Raw genomic sequence first — 22357 nt, 5'->3', positions numbered from 1 at the left:
GCCCGCAACCTGCTGGTGGCCGGGAACGTGATCACGCGCCTGCTCGCCTTCGGGACCGACTCGAACCCGCCGGGCCCCTGCTACAACGGCCACAGTGACGGCATCGAGATCTTCGACGTCGCCGACAGCCAGTTCATCGGCAACCTGGTCTACGACGTGCGCAGCACCGCGGCGGTCTTCTTCGGAAACTGGGCCGACTCGCCCGCCGAGTACTGCCGCAACGTGCGCTTCGAGAACAACGTGTTCCTCACCCCCGAGAGCGGCTTCGTCGGCTACCTGTCGGACGCGGACGGCGTCGTGCTCGTGAACAACGTCTTCTGGCGCGGAATCTATGGCGGCATCGTCGTCGGCAAGAACGTCACCGGCCTCGATGTCGCGAACAACGTCCTCCACTCGGTGAACTACCACCACAGCCGCGAGCCCTTCGTCCCCGAGGAGCATCGTTTCCGACACAACCTGCTGGCCACCACCGAGGCCCAGCAGACCCCACCGATCGTCGGGAAGGACGGGAACTTCGTGACCGGCGATCCGGGGTTCGCGGGAATCCCGGCGATCGACGGGTTCTCCGATCCAACGGCCTACCGGCAACCCGCAGCGGCCTACCCGCAATCCGAGAAGGAAGCATCAAACGAAGCGGAGGCGACGGAGGCCGTGTCGGCGGAGCCGGAGACGCCCCGCGTGCGGCTGGAAGACTTCGCGCCGAAGCCCGGCAGCCCGCTGCTCGACGCGGGTTCGGGGGCAGGGGCTCCCACCAAGGACGCGCTCGGTCGAGCGCGGCCCCGGGGAAAGGGCGTCGATATCGGGGCCTTCGAGGGGGCCCTGGCGCCCGCGCGCTGAGCGCCGTCAGATCAGGATCCCACCGCCGTCCACGACGATCGACTGGCCGTTCACGTGGCGGGCTTCGCGCGAGCAGAGCCACACGGCGGCAGCGGCCACGTCCTCGGCGCGTCCGAGCTTCCCGCCGGGCGAATAGCGCTCGAGCATCTTCACGAACTCGGGCGGGTTGTCGCGCATCATCGGCGTGTCGGTGGCACCGGGCAGGATCGCGTTGCTGCGGATGCCCTGGGCGAGCTGCTCCTGGGCCACCAGCTTCACCAGGCCGAGCAGGCCGTGCTTCGCGGCCGTGTAGTGGGGTTGGCCCGGTGCGGGCACCCGCGCGGCACCAGAAGCGCTGGCACACAGCGCCCCGCGCAGACCGTCTACGGGCTCCTGGGCGAGCATCACCCGCAGTTGGTGCTTCATGCAGAAGAAGACGCCGGTGAGGTTCACAGACACGACCCGGTGCCATTCCTGTTCGCTGACGTCGACGAACGGCATCGGGTGGGAGGACACTCCGGCGTTGTTGAACGCCGCGTCGAGCCGGCCGTAGTGCGTGACGGCGGTATCCAGCAACTCGGCGACGCTGTCTTCGCGGGCGACGTCGACCACCACGGGCAGCGTGTCTCCCCCCGCGTCGCGGATGGCCTGGGCGCAGGCCTCGGCGGCCGCAGCGTCGCGGTCGGCCACCACTACACGCGCTCCTTCGCGCGAGAACTGTTCTGCCGCCGCGCGGCCGATGCCGCTGGCGCCGCCCGTCACGAGGGCGACCTGTCCTTCGAAACGCATGCTCAAGCCTTCTCCGCGATCACGAAAACGTACCCATAGCAGTCACCATGGTTTGCGTAGAGATCGATCTCGCGGCGGGTCGAGGCCAGGACGAGATCGACCACCGGGTCGTGCGGGTGGGACGCTGCATAGGCATCGGTGCGCTCGGTGAGTGGCGCGTAGTAGGCGTCCCAGGCGCTCGCCGGCAACACGAAGTGGCCGAGGACGCGGTAGCGCTCGGCCTCGACCCGGCGCAGCAGGGTCGCGACGTCACTCATGCTCGGGTAGTCGGTTTCCCAGAAGGCGCGCGCTGCCTCGGAAGGGTCGACGCGCAGCCAGGCGGCATCGGTGAAAGCGACACAGCCACCGTCTTCGAGCAGCGGACGCCAGCTGGCGAGTGCCGTCTCGACGCCGAGGATGTATGCGGCTCCTTCGCACCATACGAGATCGAAGCTCGCCTCGGGAAACGGGAGCTCCGCCATGTCGCCCACCTCGACCGTCACCCGGTCGCCACAGCCGGCGTCCGCGAGGCGCGCACGGGCTTCCTCGACGAACGGAGGATAGAGGTCGACCGCCGTGAAATGGGCCCGAGGCAAGAGCTGCGCCAGGTCGACGGTCTGCGCGCCCGGGCCGCAGCCGACGTCGAGGACGCGTCGCGGCTCGCGCTGTCGGCGCACGAAGCCGAGGGCGCTGGCGGTGCACGACGCGTGGCCCGGCGCCTGGCGCGGCAACCCCTCGTGTAGCGCGAAGAAGACCTCGCGCGCGCGCTGCGCGTCGTCGGGGGACTCGCTCACCGGGAAAGGGGGACGCGGGTGGGTGCGTCTCGGATCAAGCGGGGCCGGCCTGGGCGCCGCGCAGCAGCCGACCGGGCAGATCGCCGGTGGCCTCGCCGCGCTCGAAGACGACGTGGCCCGACTTGATCGTGCAGTCGTAGCCGCGCGCCCCCTGGTAGAGGCGCCGCCCGTTCGCGGGGAAGTCGTATCGCATCTCGGGCGGGGTGAGCGTCAGGTTCTTGTAGTCGATCACGTTGACGTCGCCGAGGTAGCCCGGCGCGAGGCGCCCGCGGTCGTGCAGGCCGTACTGCCAGGCCGTGTCCCAGGTCTGCCGCTTCACGATGAACTCGAGGGGCAGGGTGGGGCCGCGCTGTCGGTCGCGGGCCCAGTGCATGAGCATGAACGTGGGCGTTCCCGCGTCGGCGATGGCACCGCAGTGGGCGCCGCCGTCGGCGAGCGAGAGGCCCGTCTGGGGGTGACGCAGCGTCTCTTCGATCGCGTCGAAGCGACCCGTCGCGTAGCCGAAGAGCGGGAAGTAGACGAGACCGCGACCGTCCTGGTCCATCAGGGCGTCGTAGAGGATCTCGGCGGGCGTGCACCCAGACGACTCGACGCGCCCCTTCACCGAATCCTTCGGGTCGGGCTCGTAATCGTGGCCGCCGCCCATCGGGAACATCTTGTGGGTGGCGCCGGTCAGGAACTGGAGGACCGGCTGCGGAATCGGCGCGTCCTTCGGCAGGGCGTCGGTGCGGAGCGTGCCGCCTTCGAGCAGGCGGGCCTTCACCTCGGGCTTGCGCAGCTGCTCCAGACGCTCACGAATGGGCAGCCGCATCCACTTCACGTACTCGGGGTGGCCGAGGAAGGGATGCACGCTCGTTTCCCAGCCCATCAGCACGCCGACCGGCCGACCCGAGAACTGGCCGCGCAGGTTGGTGATGCCTTCGGCACGCGCTTCGTCGAGGAGCCGCAGGTCTTCTTTGTAGACGTCCGGGGCCTCGTCGACCTGCTGCAGGTTGAAGGTGACCATGCGGCCGGTCTCGCGGGCGAGGTCCTTCATCCAGCCCATCTGATCGGGCACTTCGCGGTGGGTGAGGCTCATCTGGAAGACACCCGCGCCGGTCTCCTTCAGCGCGGCGCCGATCCCGAAGAGCTCGTCGCGCTCGGCGAAGGTGCCGGGCACCGGGTTTCCCTCGAGGGTGTTGTGCATCTCGGTGCGCGAGGTCGAGAAGCCGAGCGCACCGGCTTCCAGGGCCTCGCGCACGATCGCCTGCATCTGGCGGATGTCCTCCGCGTTCGCCGGCTGGTTCTCGATGCCGCGCTCGCCCATCACGTAGGCGCGCAGGGCGCAGTGGGGCACCTGGAGGCCGTAGTCGAGCACGTGACTGCGGCGCTCGAGGGCACTCATGAACTCGGGGAAGGTCTCCCATTCCCACTGGATCCCCTCGTGCATCGCCGCGCCCGGGATGTCCTCGACGGCTTCCATCAGGTCGATCAGCTCGTCGCGCAGCCCTTCGTTCACCGGGGCGAAGCCGACACCGCAGTTGCCCATCACCACCGTCGTCACGCCGTGCTCGGAAGAGGGCGAGCACATCGGGTCCCAGGTGGCCTGGGCGTCGTAGTGGGTATGGATGTCCACGAAGCCGGGCGTCACGATCTTGCCCTCGGCGTCGATCTCGCGATGCCCCGCACCGACGTCGTCGCCCACCGCCGTGATGCGTCCGGCGTCGATCGCGACATCGCCTGCGCGCGGCGCGTCACCGCTGCCGTCGACGAGGGTGCCGCCGCGGATCACGAGATCGTGCTGGCTCATGGATGGCTCCTTCAGTCCTTCGCCAGGTGGGCCCAGGCTTTCGGCAAGGATACGTCGCGGTTCGGGTGCTTGGGAGGCATGTTGAACTCGGGCGGGGGAGCCCAGCCCATGGCCCGCATCGTCTGTCCGATGTGGGTCATGTTGAGCATGTCGTGGCTGTAGCAGAAGCGTCCATCGCCCACGTAGTAGAGGATGGACAGGCCGGGCACGAGCCACGGGGTGCCGTCTTCCTGGTGACCGAGGATCTGGTCCCACTGGCTCACCAGCCGGTGTCCGCTCGCCATCGTCCAGTTCTCGGGGGTCGACCAACCGTGGCCGGTGAGCCCGGCCATCGACTGGGTGAAGAACTCCCGGATGTTCTCGCGACCTTCGATGCGTCCCCAGGCCGGGTCGATGTAGACGGCGTCCTCGGTGAAGAAGTCGGCGAGGTCGGCCCAGGGGCGCTTGCCGACGTCGATCTCGTCGCGCAGGGCGACGAAGCGGTTGTAGGTGTCCTGGGATTCCTGCTCGATCGCGGCGCTCATCGGGGGTCCTCTCCTGGCCCTCGTCGGGTGAGGGGTGTCGACTGAATCGGGGATCGAGGCGGGCGCGTCAAGCGGCTCACCGACAGCTCCTATGGCTGGCCCCATTTTCGTCGTTGTGGCAGGGGGGTGGGGCGATTTTCGAGACGGATTCGAGAGATGTCCGGCGCCGCGTCGGGGACTCCGACCGCGGACGCGGGCTGCTCGGGTAGGTTCGGAGGGCCGGACTCCCGCGCTCACGCAGGGGGGCCGTCCGTCCGAGCAGGAGACCCATGACCGTCTCGAGCCCGCCCTCATGACGCGACCCGACGCCGACCGCGCCGCCGCACTCCTCGCCGTCATCGAGCGCAGCGCCCCCGAGGCCCTGGAGCTGGCGCGCTGGATGGGGGCGAACCCGGAGCTCTCCCTCGAAGAGCACGCGACCAGCGCCCGCTATCGCGAGCGCCTGGGTGGTCTGGGTTTCGCCATCGAGTCCGAAGTGGCCGGGATGCCCACCGCGTTCCTTGCGAGACACGGCGCGGAGGACGCGCCGCTCACCGCTGCGCTCCTCGCCGAGATGGACGCGTTGCCCGAGATCGGCCACGCCTGCGGTCACAACCTGTCTGGGCCGGCGAGCCTGCTGGCGGCCGAGGCGCTGGCGGCAGTGGTACCGCCCGAGCTGCTGAAGATCGTCGTGGTCGGTTGCCCGGCCGAGGAAACCGGCGTCGGCAAGCGACAGCTGGTCGAGGCGGGTGTGTTCGCCGAAGCGGACGTCGCGATGATGGCCCACGCCTCGGACATGCGGCGCGCCCACCGGCTCTTCCTCGGCAACCGGAAGTTCGAGTTCGTGTTCCACGGCAAGGCCGCCCACGCGGCGGCGTACCCGGAAGAGGGCATCAATGCCCTCGATGCGGTGATCTCACTGTTCGTGAACGTGGGGCTCCTACGCCAGCAGCTGCCGCGTTCTGCGCGCATCCACGGCATCGTCAGCGACGGGGGCCAGGCGCCGAACATCATTCCCGAACGGGCCGCCGGGCTCTTCTGGGTGCGCGCCCTCGAGGACGACGTGCTCGAAGACGCGGCCGCACGGCTGGTGGCCTGCGCGGAAGGGGCCGCGGCCGCCACCCACACGCGTCTCGAGACACGCCCGGCCGCGGGCGAGTCGCCGCCGATGCACGCGAACCTTCCGCTGGCCGACACCTACCGGCGTCAGCTCGAACGGCTCGAACTCCCCGAGACAGCGCATGCGCCAGGCCAGGCGATCGGCTCGAGCGACATCACCCACGTGTCGCGCGTGGTCCCCACCATCCACCCGAACTTCCCGATCGGTGAGAACCTCCAGCTCCACACCCGCGCGTTCGCCGAGGCGACCGCGACGCCGGGAGGCGAGGCGGGCCTGCTCGAAGGGGCACGCGCGCTGGCGCTGACTGTGCTCGAACTCGCCCACGCGCCCGACACCCGCGCCGCGGTCGCCGCCGCCCACACGGCGCCACCGGCAAATCCCGAGCAGTAGAAAGGGGTTTGCGCGCCGGCGCCGGACCCGCAAAGATCCCGGCACGGGGGTCGGATGGGGGGTCCCGGGGTGTACAGGGAGCGTCCCGCTCGGGAGGCGGTCTCGGATCGCTTCGCGTTGCCGAGACGGCGCATGGCCGAGCGCCTGGCGAATGCCGGCGTCGACGATACCCGTGTGCTCGCCGCGTTCGCGAGCGTTCCCCGCCACGAGTTGATCCCCGGCGCACTCTCGGGCCAGGCCTATCGCGATACCGCGCTGCCGATCGGCGAAGGCCAGACGATCTCCCAGCCCTCGGTGGTCGGCGTGATGACCCAGGCTCTCGAACTCAGCGGCGAGGAAAGCGTGCTCGAGATCGGCACCGGCTCGGCCTATCAGGCGGCGATCCTGTCGCAGCTATGCCAGCGCGTGATCTCGGTCGAGCGGAAGTCGAAGCTGGCGGCCCAGGCGCGCCAATCGCTCGACCGACTCGGCATTCACAACGTGCTCGTGTTCTGGGGCGACGGAACGAAAGGGCGCCCGGCCGAGGGCCCCTTCGACGCCATCGTGGTGACCGCCGGCGGTCCGGAAGTGCCGAAGCCGCTGCTCACCCAGCTGGCGATCGGCGGACGCCTGGTCGGGCCTTTCGGCGCGCGCGACGAGCAGCGCCTGCAGCGCATCCGCCGCGTCGGTGAAGACGCCTATACGCGCGAGTGGCTCGGACGCGTGCGCTTCGTCGACCTGGTGGGCGATCACGGGTGGCACGCGTGAGGCGACGCGGGGTCGTGCGGGCTGGGCTCATCGCTGTCGCGGCTGCGTGTGTGGTCGCAATGGGATGTGCGTCCTCCTCCCCGCCGCCGCGCGGCCCCGTCCACCAGCTGCGGCCCGGCGAGAACGTCTACCGGCTCTCCCAGTACTACGGGGTGCCGGTCCGCACGATCGTGCGCGCGAACCGCATCGGTGACGTCGCGGACGTCCCGGTCGGAGCGCGGCTGGTGATTCCCGGGGCGCGTCGGCCGCCGCCGAAGCAGTCGCTGGCGCTCGCGTCCGTGATCCCGCCGGGCGTCGGCGACTTCCGCGACGACGCGCGCGAGGCCGCCGAGGTGCGCTTCCGCTGGCCGCTCGAGGGGCGGCTCTCTTCGGGCTTCGGGCGCCGGCGCGGTCGCCCGCACGAGGGCATCGACATCGCGGCGAAGAGCGGCACCCCGATCCGTGCTGCAGCCGCGGGCCGGGTGATCCACAGCGGCTGGCTCGGCGGCTACGGCCGGGTCGTGATCGTCAAGCACGCCGGCGACTTCTCGACCGTGTACGCCCACAACCGCCAGAACAAGGTGCGGAAGGGCGACTTCGTCGAGAAGGGCCAGATCATCGCCCTGGTAGGCGCCACGGGACGCGCCAGCGGCCCCCACGTGCACTTCGAAGTGCGCCGGAACCGCCGCCCCCAGGACCCGCTCCGCTATCTCCCCTAGACCGGTGCCACGTCGCTCGGGCGTCCGGGGCGACCGCGCGTCAATGGCTGGGGGAGACCATCTGCCGCAGTCGCGACCGCATGTGCGCGAGGCGGCGGCGCCCCGAAGGCAGTCGGTTCAGCGAGAGGTCCCCGTAGCGGCCGGTGAGGTCTCGAAACGAGAAGCCCGCGCCGGTTCTCTTCTCGATCACGAACTGCGCGCACGGCAACGCGGTAATCGGCAGGTCCATCGCTTCCGCGAAATAGACGCCGAAAGGACAGACCAGGGTGGGTTCGAAGCGAAGATCGTGTTGCCAGGGGTCGGGGGTGAAGTCGTCGCCGCCGATGAGACCGCCCTCGCGAACCTTGGGAAGCAGCTGGATCAGATCGATCGCGATGCCGCGCAGCGTGTGGTCTCCGTCGATGTAGACGAAGTCGAGGGATCCGTCCGGGATGCTCGCCGCGACGTCCTTGGTACGGCCGCGGAGGACCTCACGCTTGCTCGCCGCAAACTCGGTCTGCTGCATGGCCTCGGCGTAGATCTCGTCGAAGCGCCGCTGCTCCGTGTTGTAGGGCTTGTTCCAATCGCTGAGATGGGCCCAGGGGTCGATCATGACGTAACGCTGCAGGGCCGTGCAGCGGGTCAGGATCTCTCGCGAGAAGTCTCCGCGCCAGACGCCGACCTCGGCCATGCTCGCGACGGACGCCGCATCGATGATCCGGCTCCAGAGATCCACGCGCGAAGCAGCTCCCGCGCTGAGCGCCCCGAACTCGCTGGATGCCGAACGGTCCCGACTCACTCCATCATTGTACGCTGGCTTCACAGAATCGTGTCGTTTTGATTCTTCCAGCAGGCGCGACGGCTGCCATGGGGAAACCCGCCCCGCCACCGGCTCCAGGCCAGGCGGCTCCTCCGAGCGCCTCCCGACCGCGGGACGCTCTTTCGTGTCGCCGTGGCTCCCTGTGGCTAAAGCGGCACAGCCGGCCCGACGACCTTCGAGAGAAGGACAGTCGAGGGAAACCGACGGAGGGCCCATGGCGTTCGAGTGCGCGAATCATCCCGGCGCGGACGCGGTCTGGATGTGTGTGGGCTGCGAGTCGGTCCTGTGCCCCGATTGCGTGGTGATCAAGACCTACGGCCGCACGCAGGTCGACAGCTGCAAGTCCTGCGGCGAGCTCTGCACTGCGGTGGTGGCGGGCGTCGAGGTCTCCGAGGACGAGCTCTCGGGTGCGTTCGTCGATGCCTGGGTCTATCCGCTGCGGGACAGCGGCCCACTGATCCTGCTGGGGGGCACGGCGGTCGCCTCGCTGTTCCAGTTCTTCGCCGCGGGGCTCGGCTCGCTGCTCGGCTTCGGGCTCTTCCTCGCCTACGGCATGGCGGTGATCCGCTCGACTGCCGACGGTCGCAGTACGGCGCCCCAGTGGCCCGATACGTCGACGATCTTCGAGATCGCCTGGCCCGTGGTGCTCGCCTCGGCGACCACCTTCCTTTCCTTCGGTCCGGCCGCATGGGCTGCCGGGCAGGGTCGGGGCGCGCTCGCGGCGGGGCTGTTGGTGGCCGGCGCGCTCTACGCACCGATGGCGTGGATCGCGGCGTCGGTCTCGGGGAACTTCCTGGCGATCACGCCGCTCACGGTCGTGCCGCTCCTGTTCAAGATCAACGCGACCTACTGGATCGCCTGTGCGGTCCTGCTCCCGATGGCGGTCCTCGGCCAGCTGGGCATGGGCGTCCTCGACGCGATGGTGCCTTCGCTGGTGGGTGTGCCGCTTCTCCAGGCGACCTTCTTCTACCTGTTGATGGTCGAGATGCGGATCCTCGGGATCGTCTGGTACCGCAACAAGGACGAGCTCGGCCTGTCCTGACCTCGAGCAGCGTGCCCGACAGCGACCGGGCTGCGACGGGTCAGCCGCGCGAGCGGCGCCAGGCGATGCCGGCGGACCCCGCGAGGACGAGCGTCGCGACGGCCAGTGCGCGCCCTAGGAAGCCGAGCATCGGCACCGGGACGGACGCGGGCCCCGACGTCATCGAGAACGCCGTCGTGGACGAATCGAGGGTCACCTGGAGCGGGAAGGCCGCGGGGTCTTCGGCATCCACCCCCGGCGAGATTCCCGAGACCTCGAAGCTCGTCACGCCGCCGCCCGGGAAGGTCGTGAAGTCGACCGAGTCGCCAGGGCCGAAGGTGCCGAGTGAGCTGCCGCCCACCGAGACCTCGAAGTCGGGGCTGAAGCCGGTGGGAAAGTCGTTGATGGCGTGGAAGAGGCCACCGCTCGTGACCGCGTAGGTGTAGGAAGTCGCGATCGGGGGGTCGACCCAGCAGCCCGAGACACAGAGCTCGGCGCCGTTGGCGAAGATCCAGGTGATGGTGCCGTTCGCGTTCGTGACCATGCTCGTCGGAAGGACGGGCGTGGGCGGCGAGGCCCCCGCGTTGCCGAACGCGGTGACCGTGGCGAGGAAGGCGTAGCCGTTCCCGAGGAACGTGATCGTGCGGTTGGTCGTAAAGTCCCCGAGCGGCGGCGTCACCGGGTCGGGAATGCCGTCGTCGAGCAACACCGTCGGTGCCACCGTGTCGTCTTCGGTGAGGAAGAACTGGGCGAGCATCTCGTCGAAGGGAGCGGCCGAGAGCGACGGCATGCGGATGTAGCCCAGGCCGTAGAGCTGATCGCGCAGCATCGAGCCCGGAATGCTCTGGTCGTCGACGACGGCGAGTGAGGCGAAGAGCGAGATCCCCTGCGAGAGGTTGGGTCCGTTGTTCCCGAAGAAGAACACGGTGAAGTCGTCGAAGGAGTACGCACCGTTGTTCGGGTTGCCCGGGTCCATATCCGGCTGGGAGGGATCGATCTCGACCTGTACGAGCACGGACTGCCCCAGCGAGACGGCCGGGTGCGGCGTATTGATGTCCGTGATGATTGAGTTCAAGGTCCAGAGCTCGGCCGCGCCGCGCAGTGGAATCAGGCAGAGCGCGAGCCAAAGGATCGAGAACGCGCCGAGGACGCGTCGCGGAACCAATCGAGTGCAGGTGAACACGTGCGGGTCTCCTTGGTCTGGACACGGGTCTTCGGCCCGTACCCGACTTGCGGGACACTCTGCAGTGCCCGAGGTGACCACGGCGCTGGGGGTTCACAGGGGATCGGCCTGGCCGCGTTCGTGCGCGGCTCAGGCGCGGAGCGAGCGCCGGCTCCTTCGCCAGGAGATCCCCGCCGACCCGGCGAGGACGAGCGTCGCGACGGCCAGCGCGCGAGCGAGGAAGCCCATCACGGGTACGGACGGGAGTCCGGGCCCGGAGGTCATCGAGAACGCAGTCGTCGCGGAATCCAGGGTCACCTGGAGCGGGAAGGCGGCGGCGTCCTCGGCGTTCACGCCCGGCGAGATCCCCGACACCTCGAAACTCGTCACGCCGCCACCCGGGAAGGTCGTGAAGTCGACCGAGTCGCCGGGGCCGAAGGTGCCCAGCGAGCTGCCACCCACCGAGACCTCGAAGTCGGCGCTGAAGCCGGTGGGGAAGTCGTTGATGGCGTGGAAGAGGCCACCGCTGGTGACCGCGTAGGTGTAGGAAGTCGCGATCGGCGGGTCGACCCAGCAGCCCGAGACACAGAGTTCGGCGCCATTGGCAAAGAACCAGCTGATGGTGCCGTTCGCGTTTGTGACCATGCTCGTGGGCAGGACGGGCGTCGGCGGTGACGCACCGGAGTTGCCGAAGGCGGTGACCGTGGCGATGAAGCTGTAGCCGTCCCCACCCACGAACAGGGTCCGTTCTGCCGTGAAGTCTGCCAGCGGTGGCGTGATCGGGTGGGGCAGGTCGTCGTTCAGGAGCACCGTTGGGGCCACCGCGTCGTCCTCGCTGAGGAAGAACTGGGCGAGCATCTCGTCATCCGGCGCGGCCGACAGCGACGGCATGCTCACGTAGCCGATACCGACAAGCTGGTCGCGGATCAGGGGCGGCGGCCCGGAGATGTCATTGTGCACGAGCAGCTGGGTGAACAGGGTCACGCCCTGCGATAGGTGAGGACCGTTGTTCCCGAAGAAGAAGACCGTGTAGTCGTCGGGCGTGTAGGCACCCGCGTTCGGATTCGGGTCGATGTCGGCGGCCAGGGGGTCGATATCGACCTGGACCAGCACCGTCTGCCCCAGCGAGGTCTCGGGGTGCGGCGTGTTGATCTGGGTGATGATCGAGCTGAGGGTCCAGAGCTCGGCGGAGGCCCAGGCGGGAGCGAGGCCCAGCAGGAGCGCGCAAGCCACACTCCTCGAAAGTCGACTCGAAACCAACACGGAACCTCCTTCGCGAGCGAATGCACCGCGGGGTCCGCGCCGCGCCTCGCCCGGCCGAGTCTGCCGGGGAGCGCCTCGGGCCAGGGCTGGGGGTTCACAGGGGATTCGCGGGACGCAGCTCCGCGAGCGGTCTTCCGGCCTCTCGAGGGCGCGCTTCGAGCGGTGTCGCGCTCCCCGCCCAAGGCGATACGTTCCGCCAGAGGCCCCCGTAGCTCAGATGGATAGAGCGTCGGTTTCCTAAACCGTGCGTCGCAGGTTCGAGTCCTGCCGGGGGCGCCAATTCGCTTCGCGCCCGCCGAGGCGGCGAGCGGGCGGCTACTCAGCGAGGAAGACGGCGATCCGGCCGCCGCCATAGCCCGCGATGTCCGCGTGGAAGCACCAGCTCGCCTGCTTCGATCCCGGAGCCGCCTCGGCCTCGACGCCGAGCAGCTTCCACTGGCTTCCGTCCGACTGAGCGAAGAGCTGGGCGAGGACGTTGAAGATCTCACCCAGGTTCTCGAGGATCTGCTCGTCGAAGCGTCCCGCCTTTGTCAGCTCTTCCGCCCGGTTCGGCGCGGCCAGGATGAGCGCCATCGCCGCGTTCGCTGCGAAATCGAGGTCGCACACCGCCCACGCCTGGGTCGAACCCGAGTCGTCCCCATAGGACGCGACCGCGAGCGGTGCGCTCGAAAGCAGCTGCGCCGCTTCCGCCGGGCTCTTCTGGATCGCCTTGCCGAGCAGGGCGGCGATCAGGGTCTGGGCCTTCTCTTCGGTGCACTGGGCGGGCAACGGCATGAGTCCCCTCGAACAGACGCGCGTGTCTGCAAAGCGTCATCCTTCTTCGGCGGGGTTGGCGGTGGCATTGATCCGGGGTTCCGCCGCGCGAAACCCAGGAAAGCGCGTACGAGATGCGTCCAATCGAATCGGCAAGAGGCGGCGGATCGCCCCAGAGTGATTCAGCACGCAACGCCTCCTCCGATACGAGAAGCGCCGGCGCCGCGTGCGTCGCCAGGCACAGGGGGGGCCGCATGCGTGTGCTGATCGTCGACGACTCCGCGACGATGCGAAAGATCATCACGCGTTGTCTGCGACAGGCAGGCTACAAGGCGACCGAGCTCTACGAGGCAGGCGATGGCCTCGAAGCCCTCGAAGTGCTCGACAAGAACGACGTCGATGTGATCTTCAGCGACGTCAACATGCCCAATATGAATGGGATCGAGTTCCTCGACGCGCTCAAGGAGCGGGGGACGCTGGACAGCATTCCGGTCGTCATGATCACGACCGAGAGCACTCCGGAGTCGGTTCGCTTGTTCGTCGAGCATGGGGCGTCGGGCTGTGTCCCGAAGCCGTGCACCGCTGACCAGCTCGAAGACGTCGTTTCGGCCGTCCTCGACTAGTCGGCCATGAGCGATTCCGACGCGAGCCTGCTCCTCGAGTTCAAGGTCGAGTCACAAGAGCACCTGAACGTCGTCGAGCCGGCGCTGCTCGAGATGGAGCACGCGCCCGACGCGCGCCGCACCGAGCTGATCCACGAGGTCTTCCGGGCGGTCCACAGCGTCAAGGGCACCGCGGGCTTCTTCGGTCTGGATCGGATCCAGGGCCTGGCCCACGCCATGGAGACGCTGCTCATGCCCGTGCGGGACGGCGTGCTGCCGTTCGCGCCGCCCATGGTCGACGTTCTCCTGCGGGGCCTGGACAAACTTGCCGCGTTGCTCGACGCCCTGCCGGAAGCGCTCGAGTTGGACGTCGAGCCCGAGATCTCGGCCTGCATGGAGCAGCTGGGGCGCGATGGCACAGGGGCAGGGGCGTCGAACGCTCCCGTCGACACACCCACCTCGCCGGCGGCCCAGGGGCGGAACCGCGACTTCGTGCTGACCGCCACCCGAGAGCAGTGGAAGGACGCGCGACGCTTCGGCCAGCGGCTCCTTCGCATTCGACTGACGGCGGACCAGCTCGCCGACGACCCCTGGAGCAGCGCCTTCCGCGAGCGGCTCACGACCTGCGCGGATCTGGTGCAGGAGGCGGCGCACGAAGACGGGGGCTCGGAGCTCCTCGTGAAGGCACTCGCCGAGCCGGCGGATCTGGCCCAGGAGGTCGGGCTCGACCCCGATGCCGTGTTCCCCGTGGCGAAGCCGGCCTCGCGCCCCAAGAAGCCGCCCGCTACAGCGCCTTCCGCGTCGGACCCGAAAGGTGCCCCCACGGAGGCGACGGCGCCCAGCGAGTCGGCCAGCGCCGTGCAGCCAACGAGCGGTTCCGCTCCTGCCACCGAATCCGTCCGAGTGAACGTCCGGCTGCTGGACCGGCTGATGAATCTGGCAGGAGAACTGGTGCTCTCGCGCAACCAGCTCCTCCGCTGCGTCGCGAAGACCGCCGACTCGACCACGAACGCAGTGCTCCAGGATCTCGACCAGATCACGAGCGAGCTCCAGGGCAACATCGTCAATACGCGGATGCAGGCGATGGGCCTGGTCTTCAACAAATTCACGCGGATCGTGCGCGACCTCTCGCGCTCCCTCTCCAAGGAGGTCGATCTCTCGATCGAGGGGTCGGACGTCGAGCTCGACAAGTCCATCGTCGAGCTGCTCTCCGACCCGCTGACGCATCTGATCCGCAACGCGCTCGATCACGGGATCGAGACGCCCGACCTCCGCGAAGCCGCGGGGAAGCCGCGCCAGGGGCAGATCACCCTACGGGCGTTCCACGAGGGCGGGCAGGTCCACATCGAGATCGAGGACGACGGCGCCGGCATCGACCCGGCGAAGACCCGTCAGGTGGCCGTGGAGCGCGGCGTGCTGACGCGAGAAGAAGCGAACGCCCTGAGCGACAACAAGGCGCGGATGCTGATCTTCGCGGCTGGCTTCACCACGAAGAAGAAGGTGACCGACGTTTCCGGACGCGGCGTCGGCATGGACGTCGTGAAGACGAATATCGCCCGCCTGGGCGGGAAGATCGATCTCGAGAGCGAGCCGGGCCAAGGGTCGAAGCTGACGATCCGGCTTCCCCTCACGCTTGCGATCATCCCTTCGCTGATCGTGTCCGCGGACGGAGAGCGCTTCGCGATCCCCCAGGTGAATCTCGTCGAGTTGATCCGGGTTCGGGCCGAGGATCACGAACGCCGGCTCGCCCACGTCAACGATGCCGAGGTGGTGCGCCTACGCGGGCACCTGCTTCCCATCGTTCGCCTCGCCGAGGTCCTCGGCGGGTCTCCGGAGCCCAACCGCGAAGCGGGGCCGCCGCGGGGCGGGGAAGGCGAGGAAGCCGGCTCCCTGCAGATCGTCGTCCTGCAGGTGGGCGAGGCCCACTTCGGCCTGGTGGTCGACGCGATCCTCGACAGCGAGGAAGTCGTGGTCAAACCACTCTCGAACCTTTTTGACGAGTGCGGGATCTACGCGGGAGCCACGATCATGGGAGACGGTTGCGTCGCCATGATTCTCGATGCTGCGGGCCTGGCGACCGTCGCGGAGCTGCGTCTCGAAGAATCGAAGCTCGTCGCCCGCGCGGCACACGCGGAACAGCAGGGCATGGCCCATGGCGCAGAACGCCGGCAGCTGGTGCTCTTCACGAACGCACCCGGCGAGCACTTCGCCATCGACCTGCATCGGGTGCTTCGGCTCGAACGGATCTCGCGGGCGGACCTCCAACTCGTCGGCGGACAGGAATGCCTGGACTACCGCGGACGCAGCCTCCCCGTGGTGCGGCTCGAGGACCGTCTTCCGGTGGGCCCGACGCCCTCCGAATCCAGCGAGCTCTTCGTCCTGATCCCGCGCGGCGAGGAGGCGGGCAGCGGCATTCTCGCCAGCCGGATCGTGGACACCGTGGACGCGGTCGTACAGCTCGAGGAGGTCGAAGAGTCCGCGCCCGGGCTGCTCGGCCGCGCGATCGTCGATGGTCACCTGACCCTGCTCCTCGAGCCCGCTGGAGTCTGCGCGCCCCGCGAGGTCGCCGCGTGACGCTGCCCAACGCGAGCGACGACATCCTGCGCCTCGCGCGGAGCGGACTGGTCGGGTTCGAGGTGGCCGGGCACCTGCTGTCGATTCCGATTGGATTCGTCCGCGAGGTGAATCAGCAGCTCGATCTCACCCCCGTGCGCCGGGCGCCTTCCTACCTGCGCGGGCTCGTGAACCTCCGCGGCCAGGTCGTGACCGTGGTCGATCTGGGGGTGCGGCTCGGGGCACCGCGGCGCGAGATCACAGCGAGCAGCCGCCTCGTGGTGCTGAAGACGACGGCCGAGTTCATGGACGGCGAGATCGCCGACGACAAGATGGGCTTCCTCGTCGATCGCATCACCGACATCGTGACGCCGAGCCGGAGCGACCTCGAGGCGCCGCCCGCAAACCTCTCGGCTCGCGCTGCGCCATACGTGGTGGGGGTCTGCAAGACCCGATCGAGCGCGCTCGGGATCCTCAACCCGAAGCCGCTGCTCTCCGCCGACGACGCTGTCTACGAACGATTCGCCGCCACGGGGCTACCCGAGGCGATTGCCCAAGAGGGATGACATGCAGAGACTCTTCGAGATCCTGACGCGAAGCCTGATCGCGCCGTTCCTGATCGCGGGAATCGTACCGCTCGTGGTCGCCATCGCGATCAGCTACCAGCGCGGCGGCAGCGCTCTCGAGGCCGAGGCCGCGTTGGCCAGCGGCGCGCTACGCAGCGAAGTCGAAGCGAAACTCGTGGCGTTGCGCGACGAGAAGAAGGCGTCGATCGAGCGCTACTTCCACACGATCGAGGACCAGGTCGTCACCTTCAGCGAAGATCCGATGGTGGTCGACGCCATGCGCGAGTTCCGGGTCGCGTTCGACGCCTACCGCGACGGTGCGGATCTCGACATCGACGCGATGCGGATCGAGCTCGCCACCTACTACACCGGCGAGTTCGACACGGAGTACCGGAAGCAGAACGGGCAGGGCTCTTCGGCCGCGGGCTGGGTGGCCCAGCTTGACGACGATTCCGTTGCCCTCCAGCACGCCTACATCCGAGCCAACCCGCACCCTCTCGGGTCGAAGCACCGGATGGATCGCCCGAGCGGCCGCGCGCGATACCACGATCTGCACGCGCGCTATCACCCGGCGATCCGGAGCTACCTCGAGCGCTTCGGCTACTACGACATCTTCCTGGTCGCACCCGACACAGGCGACATCGTCTACTCCGTGTTCAAGGAGCTCGACTACACGACGTCGCTGCTCTCGGGCGCGTACGCCCAGACCAACTTCGGCGAGGCCTTCCGCGCGGCGAATGGTGCCGTGCGCCCGGACGCCTTCGCGCTCTTCGACTTCGCCCAGTATCCGCCCTCTTACGAGGCGCCGGCGAGCTTCATCGCGTCGCCGATCTTCGACGGGGGCAAGAAGATCGGGGTCGCGATCTTCCAGATGCCGCTAGATCGCATCACCGAGGTGATGAGCGCCCGGGCCGGCCTCGGCGAGACCGGCGAGGTCTACCTCGTGGGACCCGACGGCAAGATGCGCTCCGACTCGTACCGCGACCCGGAGAATCGCTCGGTCGTCGCGTCGTACCGGCGGCCGGAGCAGGGGAGCGTCGAGACCGAGAGCACCCGGCAGGCGCTGGCTGGGGAGGACGATGTCGCGGTCATCGAGGCCTATCACGGCGGGCAGGTCGTTTCGGCCTTCGCGCCGGTGGAACTCGCTGGACAGCGCTGGGCGATCGTCGCGGAGGTCGGAACCGAAGAGGCATTCGCCGCGATCGATGAGTTGCATGCGCTGACCGCAGCGGCGGAGCGGGGCCTGCTCCAATGGGCCGGTGGTGTGATGGTGGGCGCCTGCATCCTGATCGTGCTCTTCGCGCGCAGGATCACGGCGACCTTGAAGCGCCCGATCAACGAGATGCTCGAGTCGATGGAGCACGCCGCCGCGGGCGATCTCACGAAGCCGCCCTTGGTCGACTCGGACGATGAGATCGGAAGGCTGGCAGGACGCTTCCGCGAGCTCCTCGAGATCCTTCGCTCCGGCCTCGGTGAGATCAAAGGCCAAGGCGAGCGATTGAGCGGGTCCACAGAGGAGCTCACCGGCGTTGCGGGCGAGATGGCTTCGGAGATCTCGCGGATGAGCGAGGAGACGAATTCGGTGGCGAGTTCCACCGGACAGATGACCTCGAACATCGCCACGGTGGCCGCTGCCGTCGAGCAGTCTTCGACGAACGTTCAGAACGTGGCAGCGGCGGTGGAAGAGATGTCCACGAACCTCTCCACCGTCTCGGAGAACGTGAACTCCATGGCCGGATCGGTGAACTCGGTGGCGGGCGCGGTCGAGGACATGAGCACCTCGCTCGGCTCGGTGGCCCAGAGCTCGGGACAGGCAGCCGACATTGCGACCCGTGCCGCGGAGTCGGCGAAGCACACGAACGACACGGTGCGTCGGCTGGGCGATTCGGCCCAGGAGATCGGCAAGGTCGTGGGCGTGATCAACGACATTGCCGAACAGACGAACCTGCTGGCCCTGAACGCCACGATCGAAGCCGCTTCGGCGGGAGAGGCGGGCCGCGGTTTCGCCGTCGTCGCGAACGAGGTCAAGGAGCTGGCGAAGCAGACGGCGTCAGCGACCGACGAGATCCGAGCCCGCATCGAGGACATGCAGGGCACCACCCAGAGCTCCGTCGAGGCGATCCAGGAGATCGTTTCCGTGATCGACGAGATCAACGAGATCTCTCAGGAGATCGCGGCTTCGGTCGCCGCCCAGCGCAGCGCCGCGGCCAGTATCGCGTCGGAGGTGGGCTCGGCTGCGGAGGCGGCCACGGTGGTGAACCAGAATGTGAGAGAGTGCTCGAAGGGTGCCACAGAGGTTGCCAAGAATGCGGAGGAACTCTCCAAGGGATCGAACGAGATCTCCCGCAGTGCCAGTGAAGCCTCGGTCGGTGCCCGCAGTGTCTCGACGAGCATCGAAGAGGTGAGCCGAGGGGTGCAGGGCACGGCGAGCGGCGCCTCTCGGGTCGATGACGCGTCACGCGAGATGAGCGCGCTGGCCACCCGCCTGCACGAACTCGTCGCCGCCTTCCGGGTCTAGGTCGAGGAAACCGGGGACCTCGGAGAGGGAGGGGCAGATGGCGGACCCGGTGCGGGTCGCAGTGGCGGACGAGTGTTCGACGAGTCGAGCGTTGGTGCGACGCATGCTGGCGGGCCAAGAGTCCGTCGAGGTCGTGGCTGAGGCGGCAAGTCGTCGGGAACTCCTCGCGGAGCTCGAGGACCGGCCCGTCGATCTCGTGCTGCTCGATGTCGAGCTGCCCGAGCAGGGCGGCCTCGAAGCGCTGAAGGCACTCCAGGAACGCGCCCCGGCGCTTCCGGTCGCGCTGTTGTCGGCGACCTCCCAGGCGCGCCGCGCGGTCGAGGCGCTGGCGCTCGGCGCCGTCGAAGTGATCCGCAAGCCGAACCACCCGTCCGAAGAGGATCGCCTGGTACGCGCCCTGGAACGGGTCGTCCGCTGCGCGCTGGCGGCCCGCACGGCGCAGCCAGTGTCGGCGGCCGAGTCCGAGCCGCGCCCTGTCGCACCCGAACCGCGGTCCGGATCGCTGTCCGAGACCCCCGAGCTGGTCGTGATGGGGGTCTCGACCGGGGGGCCGCGCGCACTTCGGACGGTGTTGTCGTCGCTCTCGCCTTCGTTCCCGCTCCCGATCGTGGTGATCCAGCACATGGCCGAGGGGTTCACGAGCTCGCTCGCCCTTTCGCTCAACGCCGATTGCGCCTTGCCCGTCCGAGAGGTGCAGCCCGGTGACCGCGCGCGGGCCGGTGGGGTCTACGTCGCTCCCGGCGGTCGCCACCTCGAACTCGGGCCCCGGGCCGGGGAGGAGGGCGAGTTCACCCTGCGGATCTTCGAGGGGGAGCCGGAGAACGGTGGCCGCCCCTCGATCGATCGTTTCCTGCGATCGACGGCCCGGCGTGTGGATCGGCCGGTGTTGAGCGTGTTGCTCACCGGCATGGGGACCGACGGTGCCCACGGCGTGCAGGCGACGAAAGAGGCGAGCACGAGCTACTGCCTCGCACAGGACGAGGCGAGCAGCGTCGTGTGGGGTATCCCTCGCTCGGGGTTGGAACTCGGGGTCGTGGACGAAGTGCTCGCTCTCGACGCCATCGGAGAGCGCCTCGAGGCGCTCGCGAGCGGCGACCCCGCATGAGTGCCCCGAACCTCAGCGACGCCGAGTTCGACGATCTGCGCGCGTACCTGCAACGCGAGACCGGGATCGCGATCGCTGCCGACAAGTCGTACCTGATCGAGACGCGACTGGCGGACCTGGTCACGTCGGAAGGATTGGAGAGCTACGGCTCACTTCTCGCGCACCTGTCGGGGCCCGAGGCCTCGCTGTGGCGCGAGCGCCTGGTCGACGCGATGACGACCAACGAGACCCTGTGGTTTCGCGACGACGGCCCGTGGCGCGTCCTCGAGGACGTGTTCCTGCCGATTTTCGTCGAGCGGCTTCGCGATGGCGCCTCGGGCAAGATCCGAATCTGGTGCGCCGGGTGCTCGACCGGCCAGGAGCCCTACTCGGTCGCGATGACCGTCGCGGGGTGGCTCGCGCGTCAGGACGATCCCGTCGACGCGACGTGTTTCGAAATCCTGGGTTCGGACATCTCTCCCTCTGCGATCTTCTCCGCGGTGGCGGGGCGCTACGACGCCTTTGCCGCGAAGCGTGGACTCTCCGAGGACGCGCGCGAGCGATACTTCTCGACACGGGGAAACGCGCTCGAAGTGCGCCCCGAGATCCGGCAGATGGTCGCCTTCGAGCGTCGCAACCTGGCGGACGATTTCTCGGCACTGGGGACGATGGACCTCGTGTTCTGTCGCAACGTGCTGATCTACTTCGCGAACGAGCTGCGTCGGGACGTCATTGCGCGGCTCGAGACCACGATCCGACCCGGCGGCGGGCTGCTGCTGGGCGGCGCCGAGTCGTTGCACGGCGTGTCCGAGGCGTTCTCGGTCGAGTCTCTCGAGGGGTCGGTCTACTACCTGCGCGAGGGAGGAGCGGCATGACGATGGACGCCGGCGATCGAAGAGTCGCCCCGGAGGTCCTCGCGTTCCTGGGGAAGATCGAGACGCTTCCTGGGCTACCGGCGGCGGTCGGCGAGACCTTGCGCGCGATCGATTCCGGCGCACCGCTCGACGCCGTGGCCGACCACGTCGCGACCGATGTCGGCGTCGCCGCGCGGATCCTTCAGATTGCCAACAGTCCGTTGTACCGGGGCGGTGCGCCCGTCGAGGATCTCGTGGAGGCCGTGCGACGCCTCGGCACGGGCTCGGTCCGGGAACTCCTGCTGACGATCTCCGTGGTTCGGGAGTTCCGCGACGCGGACGGCTTCGACTACGAAGCGTTCTGGCAGCACTCCCTCACGACAGCGATCGCCGCCGATCGGCTGCTCGAGGCCGGGCGCGGCCGCAGCTGTGCGGGATCCCCACAGCTCGACCGAGTCTTCATCGCCGGGTTGCTCCACGACATCGGCGTCCTGGTGTTGGTTCGCCAAGCGGGGGATCGGTACCGCGACGTGCTCGAGGCGAGCGAGCGGGAGGGAGCACCACTCTACGAGACCGAGCGTCGACACCTCGGCTTCAGCCACGGAGAGGTCGGCGAGGTCGTCTTGCGGTCGTGGAATCTGCCCGATCGCGTGGCTCAGCTCGCGCGCTGGCACCACCACCCTCGGTTCGCCCCTCCCGAACTCCGGGAGGAGGCCGCGCTGATCCACCTGGCGGACTGGATCGCCCACCGCGTTGACGAGGGTGCCTCGTGCGAAGGTCACCTGGATCGCTTCGACGACGCGGCCTGGGACCTGTTGAGCATGCAGACCGAAGCGATCCCCGAGATCCTTGCCACGTTCGAAGAGGCCGCAAAGGAAGGCTCACTGCTCTTCCAGGAGGTGGCCGGAGGCACCGCATGAGCACGCCGGAACACCTCGCCACCGCGTTTTTCGAGATCTCGGAGTCGGTCTTCGAGGCGATGGCCTCGCTGCGCCTGACCTTCGATCCAGCGCGTTCGGAGTCCTGCGAAGGGCTCGGCGGAGCGGACGTGCGCGTGACGCTGGAACTGAGCGGCCCCTCATCGGGACTCTTCGTGCTCGCCTTCTCCGAGAAGCTGGCCCGCCGCCTGGTGGCCGGGATGCTCGAGATGAGCGAGGCCGAGCTCGATCCCGAGGACGTGCTGGACGGTGCCCGAGAGCTCGCGAACGTCGTCGCCGGGGGTGCAAAGGCCTGTCTCGAGCAACAGGGACACCGCTACACCCTCGGCGTGCCGACGAGCGTGGATTCCGCAGACGCCGAGATCGTCTGGCCCGACTATGCGGGCCGGCGGATCGGGGGCGTGGTCGAGGGGGAGCCCTTCGAGATCGCGGTCTGGTTGAGCGCCGAGCCGTCGTCGCCTTCCGCGTAGAGGGCAACCCGCGGCGTTCCCGTTCCACGTGGAAGGCGGTTCTCGAAGGCTCGCGCGGGGCTGCAACCGCCGGTCGCGCGTGCGTCGTCCCCCTGGGCCCCCGGTCCGGGGATGGACTAACTTGCGCCCGCCTGGCCTAGGGGAGGGTG

The 22357-nt window shown here is 68.7% G+C and carries 21 protein-coding genes and 1 tRNA gene; 14 read left to right on the top strand and 8 right to left on the bottom strand.

Annotated features, from left to right (window positions below; translation table 11 throughout):
• The coding region (locus AAF430_21980; GenBank protein ID MEM7412917.1) for a right-handed parallel beta-helix repeat-containing protein at positions 1-837 on the top strand (837 nt) is incomplete at its 5' end.
• Positions 838-843: 6 nt separating this feature from the next.
• Here the strand turns inward: AAF430_21980 and AAF430_21975 are convergent.
• The 4 genes from AAF430_21975 to AAF430_21960 are packed head-to-tail and all read right to left on the bottom strand — an operon-like array spanning position 844 to position 4691.
• The gene (locus tag AAF430_21975) at positions 844-1605 is read right to left on the bottom strand and encodes an SDR family oxidoreductase (protein MEM7412916.1); all 762 of its coding nucleotides are present in this window, start codon (positions 1603-1605) and stop codon (positions 844-846) included.
• Between the two features lie 2 nt (positions 1606-1607).
• Positions 1608-2378 (bottom strand): class I SAM-dependent methyltransferase, encoded by a 771-nt coding sequence (locus AAF430_21970; GenBank protein MEM7412915.1) that lies wholly within the window; start codon positions 2376-2378, stop codon positions 1608-1610.
• A 34-nt stretch (positions 2379-2412) separates the two neighbouring features.
• The gene (locus AAF430_21965) at positions 2413-4167 is read right to left on the bottom strand and encodes an amidohydrolase family protein (GenBank protein MEM7412914.1); all 1755 of its coding nucleotides are present in this window, start codon (positions 4165-4167) and stop codon (positions 2413-2415) included.
• 11 nt (positions 4168-4178) lie between these two features.
• On the bottom strand, positions 4179-4691 hold the full coding sequence (locus AAF430_21960; GenBank protein MEM7412913.1) for a nuclear transport factor 2 family protein: 513 nt from the start codon (positions 4689-4691) through the stop codon (positions 4179-4181).
• A gap of 292 nt (positions 4692-4983) precedes the next feature.
• Between AAF430_21960 and AAF430_21955 the strand changes: the two genes are divergently transcribed.
• The 3 genes from AAF430_21955 to AAF430_21945 all read left to right on the top strand — a co-directional run bounded on the left by AAF430_21955 (position 4984) and on the right by AAF430_21945 (position 7625).
• Complete coding sequence (locus AAF430_21955) at positions 4984-6180, top strand: amidohydrolase (GenBank protein MEM7412912.1); 1197 nt, start codon at positions 4984-4986, stop codon at positions 6178-6180.
• A gap of 132 nt (positions 6181-6312) precedes the next feature.
• Positions 6313-6927 (top strand): protein-L-isoaspartate(D-aspartate) O-methyltransferase, encoded by a 615-nt coding sequence (locus tag AAF430_21950; protein ID MEM7412911.1) that lies wholly within the window; start codon positions 6313-6315, stop codon positions 6925-6927.
• The gene (locus tag AAF430_21945; protein MEM7412910.1) at positions 6924-7625 is read left to right on the top strand and encodes a LysM peptidoglycan-binding domain-containing M23 family metallopeptidase; all 702 of its coding nucleotides are present in this window, start codon (positions 6924-6926) and stop codon (positions 7623-7625) included. The genes AAF430_21950 and AAF430_21945 overlap by 4 nt, the downstream gene beginning before the upstream one ends.
• Positions 7626-7665: 40 nt before the next feature.
• Here AAF430_21945 and AAF430_21940 read toward each other — a convergent pair whose 3' ends face one another.
• Positions 7666-8340 (bottom strand): class I SAM-dependent methyltransferase, encoded by a 675-nt coding sequence (locus AAF430_21940; protein ID MEM7412909.1) that lies wholly within the window; start codon positions 8338-8340, stop codon positions 7666-7668.
• A gap of 298 nt (positions 8341-8638) precedes the next feature.
• Here AAF430_21940 and AAF430_21935 point away from each other — a divergent pair, with 298 nt between their 5' ends.
• Positions 8639-9466, top strand: coding sequence for a B-box zinc finger protein (locus AAF430_21935; protein ID MEM7412908.1), 828 nt, complete (start codon positions 8639-8641; stop codon positions 9464-9466).
• Positions 9467-9506: 40 nt separating this feature from the next.
• Here the strand turns inward: AAF430_21935 and AAF430_21930 are convergent, their stop codons facing one another.
• Positions 9507-10628, bottom strand: coding sequence for a hypothetical protein (locus AAF430_21930; GenBank protein MEM7412907.1), 1122 nt, complete (start codon positions 10626-10628; stop codon positions 9507-9509).
• A gap of 129 nt (positions 10629-10757) precedes the next feature.
• Complete coding sequence (locus tag AAF430_21925; protein ID MEM7412906.1) at positions 10758-11840, bottom strand: hypothetical protein; 1083 nt, start codon at positions 11838-11840, stop codon at positions 10758-10760.
• 232 nt (positions 11841-12072) lie between these two features.
• Here AAF430_21925 and AAF430_21920 point away from each other — a divergent pair.
• Positions 12073-12149, top strand: a tRNA-Arg gene (locus AAF430_21920).
• Positions 12150-12185: 36 nt separating this feature from the next.
• Here AAF430_21920 and AAF430_21915 read toward each other — a convergent pair.
• Positions 12186-12644 carry a hypothetical protein gene (locus AAF430_21915; GenBank protein ID MEM7412905.1) on the bottom strand — a complete coding sequence of 153 codons (459 nt, stop codon included), beginning with the start codon at positions 12642-12644 and terminating at the stop codon, positions 12186-12188.
• Between the two features lie 233 nt (positions 12645-12877).
• Between AAF430_21915 and AAF430_21910 the strand changes: the two genes are divergently transcribed.
• Genes AAF430_21910 through AAF430_21875 form a run of 8 tightly spaced genes read left to right on the top strand, consistent with a single transcriptional unit; the run spans position 12878 to position 22208 of the window.
• Positions 12878-13246, top strand: coding sequence for a response regulator (locus AAF430_21910; protein ID MEM7412904.1), 369 nt, complete (start codon positions 12878-12880; stop codon positions 13244-13246).
• Between the two features lie 6 nt (positions 13247-13252).
• Positions 13253-15799 (top strand): chemotaxis protein CheA, encoded by a 2547-nt coding sequence (locus AAF430_21905; protein MEM7412903.1) that lies wholly within the window; start codon positions 13253-13255, stop codon positions 15797-15799.
• Entirely contained in the window at positions 15796-16344 is a 549-nt protein-coding gene (locus tag AAF430_21900) for a chemotaxis protein CheW (protein ID MEM7412902.1), read from the top strand. The genes AAF430_21905 and AAF430_21900 overlap by 4 nt, the downstream gene beginning before the upstream one ends.
• Position 16345: 1 nt before the next feature.
• Positions 16346-18862, top strand: coding sequence for a methyl-accepting chemotaxis protein (locus AAF430_21895; protein MEM7412901.1), 2517 nt, complete (start codon positions 16346-16348; stop codon positions 18860-18862).
• A gap of 37 nt (positions 18863-18899) precedes the next feature.
• Complete coding sequence (locus AAF430_21890) at positions 18900-19967, top strand: chemotaxis protein CheB (protein MEM7412900.1); 1068 nt, start codon at positions 18900-18902, stop codon at positions 19965-19967.
• On the top strand, positions 19964-20821 hold the full coding sequence (locus tag AAF430_21885; protein ID MEM7412899.1) for a CheR family methyltransferase: 858 nt from the start codon (positions 19964-19966) through the stop codon (positions 20819-20821). Before AAF430_21890 ends, AAF430_21885 begins: the two co-directional genes overlap by 4 nt.
• Positions 20818-21720: an HDOD domain-containing protein gene (locus AAF430_21880; GenBank protein MEM7412898.1), complete on the top strand. Its 903-nt coding sequence runs from the start codon at positions 20818-20820 to the stop codon at positions 21718-21720. Before AAF430_21885 ends, AAF430_21880 begins: the two co-directional genes overlap by 4 nt.
• Complete coding sequence (locus tag AAF430_21875) at positions 21717-22208, top strand: chemotaxis protein CheX (protein MEM7412897.1); 492 nt, start codon at positions 21717-21719, stop codon at positions 22206-22208. Before AAF430_21880 ends, AAF430_21875 begins: the two co-directional genes overlap by 4 nt.
• Positions 22209-22357 lie beyond the last annotated feature (149 nt).

Source organism: Myxococcota bacterium (assembly GCA_039030075.1).
Taxonomy (GTDB): Bacteria; Myxococcota_A; UBA9160; order UBA9160; family SMWR01; genus JAHEJV01.
This window is presented reverse-complemented; position numbering and strand designations above follow the sequence as displayed.